Raw genomic sequence first — 13,207 nt, 5'->3', positions numbered from 1 at the left:
TGATGGAAATTGAAATGACCGACCAGACTACCCGCCTGCCGATCCGCCGCGCCTTGATCAGCGTTTCCGACAAGACCGGGATCCTCGAATTCGCCAAAGAACTTGAAGCACTGGGCGTCGAGATCCTCTCCACCGGCGGGACGTTCAAGCTGCTGCAGGACAACGGCGTTGCCGCAGTGGAAGTCGCTGATTACACCGGCTTTGCCGAAATGATGGACGGTCGGGTGAAAACCCTGCACCCGAAAATCCACGGCGGGATCCTGGGTCGTCGCGGTATAGACGACGCCATCATGAACGAGCACGGCATCAAGCCGATCGACCTGGTAGCGGTTAACCTCTACCCGTTCGAAGCCACCATCAACAAGCCAGGCTGCGACCTGCCGACCGCGATCGAAAACATCGACATCGGCGGCCCGACCATGGTGCGTTCGGCAGCGAAGAACCACAAGGACGTGGCCATCGTGGTCAACGCCAGCGATTACGCCGGCGTCCTGGAAAACCTCAAGGCCGGTGGCCTGACCTACGCCCAGCGTTTCGACCTGATGCTCAAGGCCTTCGAGCACACCGCTGCCTATGACGGCATGATCGCCAACTACATGGGCACCGTGAACCAGGCCGCTGACACCCTCAGCACTGAAGGTCGCAGCGAATTCCCGCGCACCTTCAACAGCCAGTTCATCAAGGCCCAGGAAATGCGCTACGGCGAGAACCCGCACCAGAGCGCGGCGTTCTACGTGGAAGCCAAGCCTGCCGAAGTCGGCATCGCCACCGCGACCCAGCTGCAAGGCAAGGAACTGTCGTACAACAACGTGGCCGACACCGATGCCGCGCTGGAATGCGTGAAGAGTTTCGTCAAGCCAGCCTGCGTGATCGTCAAGCATGCCAACCCGTGTGGCGTGGCCGTCAGCCCGGACGCCGAAGGCGGTATCCGCAAGGCCTACGACCTGGCCTACGCCACCGACACCGAATCCGCTTTTGGCGGCATCATCGCGTTCAACCGCGAGCTGGATGCTGAAACCGCCAAAGCCATCGTCGAGCGCCAGTTCGTCGAAGTCATCATCGCCCCAAGCGTCAGCGAAGAAGCCCGCGCCATCGTGGCCGCCAAAGCCAACGTACGTCTGCTGGCCTGCGGCGAGTGGTCGGCTGACCGCGCGGCGGCCTGGGACTACAAACGCGTCAACGGTGGCCTGCTGGTGCAGAGCCGCGACATCGGCATGATCAGCGCCGACGACCTGAAAGTCGTGACCAAACGCGCACCGACCGAACAGGAAATCCATGACCTGATCTTCGCCTGGAAAGTCGCCAAGTACGTTAAATCCAACGCCATCGTCTACGCCAAGAACCGTCAGACCATCGGTGTCGGCGCTGGCCAGATGAGCCGCGTGAACTCGGCACGTATCGCCGCGATCAAGGCGGAACATGCCGGCCTGCAGGTAGCGGGTTCGGTGATGGCTTCCGACGCATTCTTCCCGTTCCGTGACGGCCTGGACAATGCGGCCAAGGCGGGCGTGACGGCTGTGATCCAGCCAGGCGGCTCGATGCGTGATGCTGAAGTGATTGCTGCGGCGGATGAAGCCGGCATCGCAATGGTATTCACCGGCATGCGCCACTTCCGTCATTAAGTACGACGATCAAATGTGGGAGCGAGCCTGCTCGCGAAGACGGCGGCACATTCAATGGCGATGTGCCTGAAGCACCGCTTTCGCGAGCAGGCTCGCTCCCACAGAAAAGCAGCTTCAGCGCTGCCCACAGAATTAGCGTCATCCGAGGTTTTTGAAATGAATGTTTTGATCATTGGCAGCGGTGGCCGTGAACACGCCCTGGCCTGGAAAGTGGCTCAGGATCCGCGTGTGCAGAAGGTTTTCGTGGCTCCGGGCAACGCCGGCACCGCCATTGAAGCCAAGTGCGAGAACGTCGCCATCGATGTGCTGGCGCTTGAGCAACTTGCAGACTTTGCCGAGAAAAACGTTTCCCTGACCATCGTCGGCCCTGAAGTGCCGCTGGTCGCGGGTGTCGTCGATCTGTTCCGCTCCCGCGGCCTCGACTGCTTCGGCCCGACCGCCGGCGCCGCTCAACTGGAAGGTTCGAAAGCGTTCACCAAGGACTTCCTGGCTCGCCACAAGATCCCGACCGCCGACTATCAGAACTTCACCGAGATCGAGCCGGCCCTGGCTTATCTGCGTGAAAAAGGCGCGCCAATCGTGATCAAGGCCGATGGTCTTGCCGCCGGTAAAGGCGTGATCGTCGCCATGACCCTGGCCGAAGCCGAAGACGCCGTGCGCGACATGCTGGCCGGCAACGCTTTCGGCGACGCCGGTTCCCGCGTGGTGATCGAGGAGTTCCTGGACGGCGAAGAAGCCAGCTTCATCGTCATGGTTGACGGCAAGAACGTCTTGCCGATGGCCACCAGCCAGGACCACAAACGCGTCGGTGACGGCGATACCGGCCCGAACACCGGCGGCATGGGTGCCTACTCGCCTGCTCCGGTGGTCACCAATGAAGTGCATCAGCGCGTCATGGACCTGGTAATCTGGCCGACGGTTCGCGGCATGGCCGAGGAAGGTAACGTCTACACTGGTTTCCTGTACGCCGGTCTGATGATCGACAAGGCTGGTAACCCAAAAGTGATCGAATTCAATTGCCGTTTCGGCGACCCTGAGACCCAGCCGGTCATGCTGCGCCTGCAGTCGAGCCTGGTACTGCTGGTCGAAGCAGCCCTGGCCCAGGCGCTGGACAAAGTTGAAGCGCAATGGGATCCACGTCCGAGCGTCGGTATCGTTCTGGCCGCTGGCGGCTATCCTGGTGACTATGCCAAAGGCGCGGCCATCAAGGGTCTGGATGCAGCCGCGACACTGGAAGGCAAAGTCTTCCACGCCGGTACTGCACTCAAGGACGGACAAGTCGTGACGGCCGGCGGTCGGGTGCTGTGCGCCACCGCCATGGGCGCAAGCGTCGATGCCGCTCAACAGCAGGCATACAAGCTGGCAGCCAAAATTGATTGGGAAGGCTGTTTCTATCGCAAGGACATTGGCTACCGTGCCATTGCCCGCGAGCGTGGCGAAAATCAGGAATAAGCTATCCATTCAGCCGGGCAAGGGCTTCGAGCCCTTGCCTGACTATTCCGGCGCCGCGCATAGTTATATTCTGGCATCAACCTACGAAGGGATTTCGCCGTGCGCTGGCTCAGGATTGCCATAGGTTTTACCGTCACTCTGCTGACCTTGCTCTGCATGCTTCCGGCTCAGGCCGCACAAGGCAGCGGCTGGTCCGTTTTGCTCGACGAACAGGGCGACCTGCAGTTGAGCGACATCCGTTCCACACGCTATACCAATCAATTCAGCCCTATCGAACTCGACGAGCTCACCGCCGCCGAGCCCGAAGGCGCACTCTGGCTGCGGTTCCGGCTTGCTCCCGGCAAGCATGAACAGTTGCTCCGGGTGTTCGCACCCGATTTGTTGCACCTCAATATGTATGTGCTGGACGGCGACAAGCTGATCGAGCAATCGAAGACAGGCAGCGAACAAACCAGTACCGATCGACCTTTGCCCAGCAGCGACCTGATGCTGCCGTTGCCGCAAAGCGACAAGCCTCTCGATGTTTACCTGCGGCTGGTTTCCGAACACCAGCTACGCCCTTACATCACCTTGCAATCAGCGGTCATGACCGCAGCCAACCAGAGCCAGACGCTGATCTACGGCCTGCTGTTGGGCTGCATTGGCATGCTGATCCTGCACAACCTCATCCGTTACGCCTACACCCGCTCACGCAGCAGCCTGTGGCTGGCGGCATCCGAAGGCTGCCTGATGCTCAGCCTGGTCCTGCTGTTGAATCTGGCCGGCCCCTGGCTTGCGGAGTGGCAAGCGGTGCAAACCCCAGGCGCGTACCTCGCCTTGTTGCTGACGGCACCCTGCGGCCTGATGTTCGCGCTACGCTTCTTCGCCCCCCTCGGTTTCCACCCGCTGAACAAAGTGATCGTGGGCGAAATTCTGTTGATCACGATCTCAGGGTTGCTACTGCTGTTCGTCAACACGCTGCCGTTGAACTTCATCACCTACGGACTGGTGGCCCTTGCTGGCTTGACGATGCTGTTCGTCAGCGCCTTCCACTGGCAGAAAGGCTATCGCCCGGCGCGGCTGTTCGTGGCCGCCATGGTGGTGTTCAACCTCGGCATACTGATCATCCTGCCTGCCCTGCTGGGGCTGACCCACATCGAACCCCATGGCCTGATCACCACCCTGCTGGCATTCATTTGCATCAGCGGCCTGCTGATGAGCATCGCCTTGAGCGAGCGCCAGCGCAGCATCACCGAAGACCGCTTCAGCATCAGTCGCGACCTGGCCGCCAGCAACGCCGAAATCAACGCCAAGGCTGAATTTCTGGCGAAGATCAGCCATGAGATCCGCACCCCGATGAACGGCGTACTGGGGATGACCGAGCTGTTGCTGGGCACGCCACTCTCGGTCAAGCAGCGCGACTACGTGCAGACGATCCATAGCGCCGGCAACGAACTGCTGACGCTGATCAACGAAATTCTCGACATCTCCAAGCTCGAATCCGGACAGATCGAACTGGACGATGTGCAATTCGACCTCAACGCCCTGATCGAAGACTGCCTGAGCATCTTCCGCGCCAAGGCCGAACAGCAGAACGTCGAATTGATCAGCTTCATCCAGCCGCAAGTGCCACGGGTCATCAGCGGTGATCCGACACGTTTGCGCCAGACCCTGTTGAGCCTGGTTGAAAACGCCCTTAAAAAATCCGATGAAGGCGAAATCCTGATCGTCGTCGCGCTCGACGAACGAAGCCCCAAACCGCGCCTGCGCATTGCCGTGCAGGACAGCGGCGAGCCTATGGACGCTGAAGAGCGCGACGCGCTGATGCACGCCGAATTGCACAGCAAGCATTTCCTCTCGACCAACCGGCTGGGCGGCAATCTGGGCCTTGTCATCGCCCGTCAGTTGATTCGCCTGATGCACGGCGAGTTCGGCATCAAGAGTGGCAACAACCAGGGCAGCACACTGTGGTTGACCTTGCCGCTGGACCCTGACCGTCTCGAACACCCGACTTCCGACCTCGACGGTCCGTTGCAGGGCGCACGGGTGTTGGTGGTGGACGACAACGACACCTGCCGCAAAGTGCTGGTGCAGCAATGCAGCGCCTGGGGCCTGAACGTCAGCGCCGTACCCTCCGGCAAGGAGGCGCTGGCATTACTGCGCACCAAGGCGCACCTGCGCGACTACTTCGACGTGGTCCTGCTGGACCAGAACATGCCCGGCATGACCGGCATGCAACTGGCCGCCAAGATCAAGGAAGACCCGAGCCTGAACCACGACATCCTGTTGATCATGCTCACCGGCATCAGCAATGCGCCGAGCAAGATCATCGCACGCAACTCCGGAATCAAGCGCATCCTCGCCAAACCCGTGGCCGGTTACACCCTCAAGACAACCCTGGCCGACGAGTTGACCCAGCGCAACAAGGGCCTCGCCGTGATGCAGCAGCCATTGGGTCCACCTCTGCCGATCAAGGTCCCCAGCGACTTCCGCATTCTGGTGGCCGAAGACAACAGCATCTCGACCAAGGTCATCCGCGGCATGTTGGGCAAGCTCAACCTGCAACCGGACACCGCCAGCAATGGCGAAGAAGCCCTCCAGGCCATGAAGGCCCAGCGTTATGACCTGGTACTGATGGATTGCGAGATGCCGGTCCTCGATGGCTTCTCGGCCACCCAGCAATTGCGTGCCTGGGAAGTCGGCAACCAGCGCACTCGCACCCCCGTGGTGGCATTGACCGCGCACATTCTCGCCGAGCACAAGGAGCGCGCGCGCCAGGCCGGCATGGACGGACACATGGCCAAACCCGTCGAATTGTCGCAACTGCGCGAACTGATCGAACACTGGGTTGCCCAGCGTGATCAGCAAAACCGCGCCACGACCCCAACGTCCTGAGCCGACAGACCCGGCAACGCCTGATAGACTCCCCTCCTCGACTTCCCTCGCCAGTGAGCCTGCACCATGCTTCACGTGTTGTTCAGTGTTTACCTGAAGATGCTGGTGCTCTACAGCCCGTTCTTCGTATTGTCCTGCTTCATCAGTCTGACCCGCGGTTACTCGCGCAAGGAACAGCGTCGCCTGGCCTGGAAAGTGGCAATCGCCACGCTGGTTTCAAGCGTCTTGCTGTACCTGTTCGGGAGAGTGATTTTCAGCGTCTTCGGCATCACTGTGGATGCGTTCCGCATCGGTGCCGGTAGCGTGCTGTTCATCTCGGCACTCGGCATGGCGCAAGGCAAGTCGGCAGTGCAAACCGACAACGTGCAACAGGACGTGACCATCGTCCCGCTGACCATCCCGCTTACGGTCGGCCCCGGCACCATCGGTGCCTTGCTGGTCATGGGTGTGAGCCAGCCGCACTGGGACGACAAGCTCACCGCAATCCTCAGTATTGCCCTGGCCAGTTTCACGGTCGGCGTGGTGCTGTACCTGGCCAATCATATCGAGCGCATTCTTGGCGACCAGGGATTGCAGATCGTCAGCCGATTGATGGGGTTGTTCGTGTGTGCGTTGGCGGCGCAGATTATTTTCACCGGGGTCAAGGGCTATCTGATTCCTTGACCGGCACCGCCCTCTCCGAGACTTCACTCGGAAGGGATAACTCCAGCATCAATCAACGAGCCAATTTTCAGACGGGCCAGAGGCAGCAGACGCCTCTGACCCTTTCGTGTTACTTGCGACGCCTGAAACGCTTGACCAAAATTTCCTTTCGATGCTCGCCAAGATACTCTTCGATGTCCGCCCTTATTTCCGCATATCGGGCAGGATTGAAGGTTACGTACGACTTCCCGTGAAAAATATCCAGCGAGGAAGTTTTCCAGTCGACAAACAGCACCCCCCCCTCACGGCCTCCACCTTGATGATCAACAGCGGCTATCGCAACCAGGATAATTCCATTCGACATTTGTTCGCAGGGAATCGTGGACAAGCGTACGCCCTCAGCACTCTTCGCCCCTATATTCAGCAAGTTGATGGCTTCAGGCTCTTTCTTTAGGGCGTCCAATGTAGAGTTCGCGACCGCACTAAGCACCGCGGCGCCTGGCAAGGCAGCTTTGGCCGCCTCAACGGCAGCCCGGACAATATCAACCATGACATTATCGATTTCCAGCTTCAGCGAAGTTGCGCTGTATTTCGAGTAGCCTTTATCTGGAACAAAACATCCCAGATCTTCCATGCACGTCGTAAAGGCGTGATACCAGGCCTTGGGATCTTTATTCCCTGGAACTTCGTAACTGGCCTCCATTTTCGACATGGTGATCAAATTTTCGATAATCGCCATGTTCTCAATGCTTATCTTGTCACCATAGCCAATCAGGCTATTGCCGAGCACCAGCGCATCCAGCTCTTTTGTTGGACCCGTTGCAACCGTCGACGGCACCGACCTTTTCAGCCGGTTGCCTGCCCCGGCCTTTTTGCGCCTTTCAACGCGCGCCCTTACCAAATTGATACTGTCAGAAACGCTTAAAGAACTTTCAAATTCACTCACAATAATATCCTTTTATTTATTAAACACCGCTCCCTCCCGGAGCGAATCAAATCTAACTCGACCAAACTCAACCAACAACCACAACTAAATACAACTTATGTAGCGTGCACAAAACAATCATGCACACAATTACGACCACAACAAAAAGTGCACGAAACCAACCGGACCGCCACCGAACAATAGTTCGGGCGATCCGGGGTTATTCGATACAAAAAATGAAGCAGTTACTATCGGGCGGGATTGAGCTTATCGCCGTAGCTACGTGGCGTGTACACCCAGGTACTACCGTCCGGGCGAGGAATCACACGAGTCGTCGACGAGCCAATGAGCACCATCGTTCGCATGTCCACCTGATCGGCAGTCAATTGCCCGAGTGTCGTCACCCGCAAGGTCTGACCCGGGCGACCGATATCACGCCCCAGCACGACTGGCGTTTCAGCTGTGCGATGCCTGGCGACGATGTCCAGCGCCTGCCCCAGCTGCCACGGGCGCGAGCGCGAGATCGGGTTGTAGAACGCCAGGGCCAGGTCCGCCTGGGCCGACAGATCCAGGCGCTTTTCGATGATCGACCAGGGCTTGAGGTTGTCCGACAGCGACAACACGCAGAAGTCATGACCCAGCGGTGCGCCTGCTTGTGCGGCAGTTGCCAGCGACGCGGAAACGCCCGGCAGGATCTCGAGATCGACGTTGTGCCAATGGACGTCCGTGGACTCGTCGAGCGCTTCCAGCACGGCGGCAGCCATGGCAAAGACACCCGGATCGCCAGACGACACCACCACCACAGACCGCCCTTGGGCCGCCAGTTCAAAAGCATGGCGCGCACGCTGCATTTCTTCACGGTTGTCGGTGCAATGCAGCACTTGATCAGCCCGGAATGGCCCGGCCATGCGTACGTAGGTTTCGTAACCCAACACATCATTGGCGCGAGCCAGTTCGGCCTTCACCGCCGGGACCATCAGCTCGGCCGCACCGGGCCCCAGACCGATCACTGCCAGGCGCCCGCGAGGTCGGCCGATCTGCAGCGGGTCCACTGGCTGTTCGGCGACCGCTACGCTGACGGTTTCATCGCCAGCGATGGAAACAGCCTGCCCGATGGCATCGCGGGCCAGCTCGCCGAGCGTTCCAACCGCGCTGGAAAAACGCAGGGGTACGCCCAATTCGAGTGCGGCTTCACGCAGAGCCGGGTCAGCCATTTCCGTGTCGGCAGCCAACAGGCAGGCCAGCGATTGCCGGGCAATATTGGCCTGATGCAAAACATCACCAATCACCTTCGGCAAATCCGCAACGCCGGGTCTTACCGCGACCACCACGCAACGCGGATAGATCAGCAGCTCATTGGCCGCAACCGCTCGCTCGGCATGGCCGACATGAACGGTCAACCGCGCCTGCTCATCCTCAGGCAACTGCGCCTGCGCCAGCCAGGGCGCCGAACCTTCGATGCGCACCGTTTCACCGGCCAGCAAATCGGAGACGAAACGCTTGCCCAGCTCCAGGTCGCCCAAGGCATAACCGCTGGGTGGATTGAGCAGGCAAGTGCCAAAACGCAGTTCGCCACTGGTGGTGATCGCAGGCGCCACCTCGAGATGAGCGGCGATCTCTCGCGCCAACACGTTCACCCCCCCCAGGCCGCCGAGCAGCGGCACCACTGCGCTGCCGTCTTCGGCCACGGCCAGCACCGGCGGCTCGCTGCCCTTTTCCAGTAGCAGCGGCGCCAGTGTGCGAATCACGATCCCGGCCGCGCACAATGCAATGATCGGCGTGTCTTGCCGATATAGATCGCGCAACGTCGCACCGAACTCACGATAGAGACAGTCCGCACCCTCAACCCGTTCGGCCAGACCGTAGATCAGCGCATCCGGGTAGAGTTGTTGAATCTTGCGCGCGGTCGCAAGGCTGCCATTGCCGAGTATGACAATCGCCGGAACTGGACGGGGCATCAGCCTTGCCACCTTTCGCCGGGAACGATGATCAGCGAGAAATACGGCGAAGACATCGGCTCGACCTCATCCAGCGGCACGATTTTCTGATTGGCCATGGTCGCGCGCTCGACATACAGCGCGCGCTCGGCCAGCCCGAGCTCTTCCAGAACCTGGCGGACCTTGGGGAAGTTGCGCCCCAGCTTCATGATCACCGCCGCGTCTGCATCGGCCAGGCGACGCTTGAGCTCATCGTGCGGCAATACACCGGACAACACCGACAGGCTCTGATTGCGATACACCAGCGGCGCCCCGAGTACCGAAGCACCGCCGAGCATCGAGCACACGCCCGGCACGACTTCGGCGTCATAGCGGTCGGCCAGGCGATCGTGCAGGTACATGTAAGAGCCGTAGAAGAACGGATCACCTTCGCAGATCACCGCCACGTCCCGACCGGCATCCAGGTGCGCGGCCAGTTGTTCGCCAGCGGTATCGTAGAAATCGCTGATCACTTGCTCATACGACAGCGGCGCGGGCAGTGCCTCGGTGGTCACCGGGTAAACCAGCGGCAGCAGGGTTTGTGCATCCTGCAAATGGGCCTCGATGATGCCGAAGGCGTTGCCCTTTTTTCCCTTGGCGACGAAGTACGCCACCACCGGCGATTCACGCAACAGGCGCAGGGCTTTGACGGTAATCAGTTCAGGATCACCCGGGCCGACGCCGAGGCCGATCAAACGTCCTGGTTGCTGCATCATTCGATCTCCGTGGCGAGGGCATTGACGGCGGCCGCGGCCATGGCGCTACCGCCCAGCCGGCCTTGCATGATGACGAAGGGCACGCCACGGCTGTCGGCGGCAAGCGCTGCCTTCGATTCGGCGGCCCCGACGAAGCCCACCGGGAAGCCAAGGATCAGCGCCGGTTTCGGTGCCCCGGCGTCGAGCATTTCCAGCAGATAGAACAGCGCGGTCGGCGCATTACCGATCACCACCACGCTGCCTTCCAGATGCGGGCGCCACAACTCCAGCGCGGCGGCGGAGCGGGTGTTGCCCAACTCACGGGCCAGCTCAGGCACGCTTTCATCGCGCAGGGTGCAAATCACCGGGTTGTTCGCCGGCAAGCGCGCGCGGGTCACGCCTTCGGAGACCATCCGCGCATCACACAGGATCGGCGCACCGGCCGCCAGCGCATCGCGTCCGGCCTTGCCCGCGCCTTCGGAAAACTGCAAACCGTCGATGGCATCGACCATCCCGCAGGCGTGAATCACCCTCACCGCGAGTTTTTCCAGATCGGCCGGGATTCGCGCGAGGTTGGCCTCGGCGCGAATGATCGCGAAGGAATTGCGATAGATCTCCTGACCGTCGCGGATGTAATCAAGCATCTAGGGGGCTCCGTGAGCGGGCGTCGAGCAAGGCGCCGACCGCGTCGATAGTAAGGTTGCGTGCGTGCAGGGCGCCGAATCCCGGCTGCGCTGCATCGCGAAAATAGAGGTCGTAATGACCGGGAGAAACGGCCAGCAAAGTGACCGGAGCAATATGCGCGGCAGCACAGGATCGTGAGCAACCGCTCAAGTGCACCTTCAATGCATGCCCATGGCGTTGCAGCAAAGCAGCCAGTTGCAACGCGTCCGCCTTGGTGTCGGCCAGGCCTTTGCCGCAGCCGCTGGATCCGGTACAGGCGATCAACCGGGACAATGGCTGAGCGTTTCCGCATAGCAAGCCCAATGACTCCAGGCGCCGGATGACTTCAGCGGCGTTTTCCTCATGGATATTGGGCAACAGCAAACTCTGCCAAGGGGTGAAACGCAGGCTCGAATCGCCGAACGCTTGCGCCAGTTGCGACGCGCCTCGGAGCATATCCGGGGTCAGTCGGCCCAGCGGCGGCACGGCGCCGATGTACACCAGGCTCGCCTGTGCCTGTGGGTGCGCGCCAATGTGCAGAAAGTCCGGGCTCACGCGGCGTTGCCAGCCAACAACGGGGTTGATTGGCAACTGCGCCTGCAGCCGGGCGAGGAACGTGGCGACCGGGTATTCGGCCAACAAGTGGCGCATTCGCGTCTGATCCGGTCGTGCGAGTTCAAGAAACAACTCCAGCACCGCCACCACCAATGCGTGACCATCGTCCAGCCTCACCGCACCGAGCGCAGCCTCCATGGGGGTGCCGGCCAGGCCGAAGACGAGCCAATGGGTGCCATCCTGCTCTGTCGCGCTCAGCCACAGATCATGCGGGTGTTCCAGCATCGCCAGCGCTTCGCCGCCATCGATTTGCACGGCAAACTTGGCGCTCAGATCGTGGAAGCGCGCATGAGTTTGCAGCGTGTCCAGCACCTGTTCCGCCAGTGCGCGGGTGTCGAACAACATCTGAGGGTCTATCCCGGCAGCCGGGCTGAGCATCAGATTGCGGACATCATCGCCCTCGGCATGCCTCGGCCCCAATCCAGCGGCGAGCAAGCTGTCGATCAACGCCGCCGTTTCGCTGCCAATCCCGCGAATCTGCAGGTTGGCACGGTTGGTCGCCTCGATCACCCCGGTGGCATATCGTTCGGCGCCCTCTGCCACGGTGATCGCCTGCCGGGCCTTGATCGAGCCACCGCTGAGTTTGATCCGGCAGATACCACCGTCCAATGCCTGGACGACCCGCAACAACCCGGGACAGGCCGAAGGGCGCAAAAGGGTGGGTTTCTGATGTGGATTCACAGGAATGACCGGTACGAAATGAAGGGCAGCATTATGCCTGCTTTGTCTGGCCGGATGAAAAGCCCGCGCAGATTGACGACGAAAAGCGATCCCGGGGCCGCTTTGCGCTGTTCGAGCCTGTATTGCACAGGGGCAATTCAATCAGGCAATAACGCCACGAAAACGCTTAACAGCAAGAATCAAATTTATAACCCGCCATCATTTCAACTACCGATGATTCTTTGTAGTTTCATCAACCATTAAAAACATGCATCACAACACAAACACCACATACAAGGAGCAGTGTATGGTTATGGAAAAACCCTCCGGAACATTAACCGGCCCCAATCTTATTTCATGCATCAGTGAACTCTCACCAGCGGATTACGATGACTTTACCTATTGCACACAAATAGCCACCCATTCCGCGGACCTGGTCAGCAGCCGCTTTACAGATTCGGAAAAATGGCTACATGAGTATGTAGTGACGCTGAATTTTTTTGGCTGGTCTGTCTTTCAGGACGCCATCTTCACTCGCACGCGATACGACATCTCGACGAGCATCGCGGATTTTCTGGTTCAGAGCGCACAGAGCATGCCCGACTCCCGACAAGGGAACGCCATGATCGATACCCTCGACGCGTTGAAGCCGGACAATCCGGCGATCGCCTCACTGGATAAGGAGAGTCTTAATGGCAAGCGCTTTCAGGTTATCCCTGTGCGGTATGACTCAAAAGGCTTTCTTGAAGTTGCAGTGTTCAATCTGGAATTGGTAGCCAACGCCAAAAAGAACAGTTTTATATTCTGGAGCTGGGAAGAACAGCCCGCAAAAATCATCCAGCATCGAGCCAGCCTTAAACTGGATAAAAGAATACTTGAAAGCAAAAGATCAATGATCGAGAAAAAGCGCCTCGAAATCAGAATGAAGAGATTCGATCTGAGAAAGCGTCATCAATAAAATTAAATCCACCGCCCCCATTAACAGCTCTATCACCGTCAACAACGATTTCGCACGCTGCCACAGGCGAATGCATTCGCCGCCGCGTTATGATGCGCAACCTGCGTGAGTCGACGCAGGTTGCG

Annotated in this window: 10 protein-coding genes; 5 read left to right on the top strand and 5 right to left on the bottom strand. The window is 59.7% G+C overall.

Annotation, left to right across the window (positions count from 1 at the left end):
- Positions 1-14: 14 nt before the first annotated feature.
- The 4 genes from purH (at position 15) to JQF37_RS15885 (ending at position 6,611) form a co-directional block, all read left to right on the top strand.
- Complete coding sequence (gene purH, locus JQF37_RS15900) at positions 15-1,622, top strand: bifunctional phosphoribosylaminoimidazolecarboxamide formyltransferase/IMP cyclohydrolase (protein ID WP_130206406.1); 1,608 nt, start codon at positions 15-17, stop codon at positions 1,620-1,622.
- 156 nt (positions 1,623-1,778) lie between these two features.
- A complete protein-coding gene (gene purD, locus JQF37_RS15895) occupies positions 1,779-3,074 on the top strand; it encodes a phosphoribosylamine--glycine ligase (RefSeq protein ID WP_047536961.1) in 1,296 nt (431 codons plus the stop codon).
- Between the two features lie 99 nt (positions 3,075-3,173).
- Entirely contained in the window at positions 3,174-5,948 is a 2,775-nt protein-coding gene (locus tag JQF37_RS15890) for a hybrid sensor histidine kinase/response regulator (protein WP_130206404.1), read from the top strand.
- Positions 5,949-6,014: 66 nt separating this feature from the next.
- Positions 6,015-6,611, top strand: coding sequence for a MarC family protein (locus tag JQF37_RS15885; protein ID WP_047536956.1), 597 nt, complete (start codon positions 6,015-6,017; stop codon positions 6,609-6,611).
- A gap of 109 nt (positions 6,612-6,720) precedes the next feature.
- Here JQF37_RS15885 and JQF37_RS15880 read toward each other — a convergent pair whose 3' ends face one another.
- The 5 genes from JQF37_RS15880 to cobG all read right to left on the bottom strand — a co-directional run bounded on the left by JQF37_RS15880 (position 6,721) and on the right by cobG (position 12,145).
- On the bottom strand, positions 6,721-7,536 hold the full coding sequence (locus JQF37_RS15880; protein ID WP_223272665.1) for a hypothetical protein: 816 nt from the start codon (positions 7,534-7,536) through the stop codon (positions 6,721-6,723).
- Between the two features lie 227 nt (positions 7,537-7,763).
- A complete protein-coding gene (gene cobJ, locus JQF37_RS15875; protein WP_130206402.1) occupies positions 7,764-9,473 on the bottom strand; it encodes a precorrin-3B C(17)-methyltransferase in 1,710 nt (569 codons plus the stop codon).
- Positions 9,473-10,204 (bottom strand): precorrin-2 C(20)-methyltransferase, encoded by a 732-nt coding sequence (locus tag JQF37_RS15870; protein WP_189340373.1) that lies wholly within the window; start codon positions 10,202-10,204, stop codon positions 9,473-9,475. The genes cobJ and JQF37_RS15870 overlap by 1 nt, the downstream gene beginning before the upstream one ends.
- Positions 10,204-10,830 (bottom strand): precorrin-8X methylmutase, encoded by a 627-nt coding sequence (locus JQF37_RS15865; protein ID WP_047536952.1) that lies wholly within the window; start codon positions 10,828-10,830, stop codon positions 10,204-10,206. Before JQF37_RS15865 ends, JQF37_RS15870 begins: the two co-directional genes overlap by 1 nt.
- Positions 10,823-12,145: a precorrin-3B synthase gene (cobG, locus tag JQF37_RS15860; RefSeq protein WP_130206398.1), complete on the bottom strand. Its 1,323-nt coding sequence runs from the start codon at positions 12,143-12,145 to the stop codon at positions 10,823-10,825. Before cobG ends, JQF37_RS15865 begins: the two co-directional genes overlap by 8 nt.
- Positions 12,146-12,431: 286 nt before the next feature.
- Here cobG and JQF37_RS15855 point away from each other — a divergent pair, with 286 nt between their 5' ends.
- Positions 12,432-13,082 (top strand): hypothetical protein, encoded by a 651-nt coding sequence (locus tag JQF37_RS15855; protein WP_130206396.1) that lies wholly within the window; start codon positions 12,432-12,434, stop codon positions 13,080-13,082.
- The last annotated feature ends 125 nt before the right edge of the window (positions 13,083-13,207 follow it).

The sequence above is a fragment of the Pseudomonas sp. MIL9 genome (assembly GCF_016887925.1).
GTDB classification, from domain to species: domain Bacteria; phylum Pseudomonadota; class Gammaproteobacteria; order Pseudomonadales; family Pseudomonadaceae; genus Aquipseudomonas; species Aquipseudomonas mohnii.
The sequence above is the reverse complement of the archived record's forward strand: the minus strand, read 5'-3'. Positions and strand labels throughout refer to the sequence as shown.

Coding starts and splice junctions, on each gene's coding strand:
- purH (WP_130206406.1), top strand. CDS start 15: ATGACCGACCAGACTACCCGCCTGCCGATCCGCCGCGCCTTGATCAGC.
- purD (WP_047536961.1), top strand. CDS start 1,779: ATGAATGTTTTGATCATTGGCAGCGGTGGCCGTGAACACGCCCTGGCC.
- JQF37_RS15885 (WP_047536956.1), top strand. CDS start 6,015: ATGCTTCACGTGTTGTTCAGTGTTTACCTGAAGATGCTGGTGCTCTAC.
- cobJ (WP_130206402.1), bottom strand. CDS start 9,473: ATGCCCCGTCCAGTTCCGGCGATTGTCATACTCGGCAATGGCAGCCTT.
- JQF37_RS15870 (WP_189340373.1), bottom strand. CDS start 10,204: ATGCAGCAACCAGGACGTTTGATCGGCCTCGGCGTCGGCCCGGGTGAT.
- JQF37_RS15865 (WP_047536952.1), bottom strand. CDS start 10,830: ATGCTTGATTACATCCGCGACGGTCAGGAGATCTATCGCAATTCCTTC.
- JQF37_RS15855 (WP_130206396.1), top strand. CDS start 12,432: ATGGTTATGGAAAAACCCTCCGGAACATTAACCGGCCCCAATCTTATT.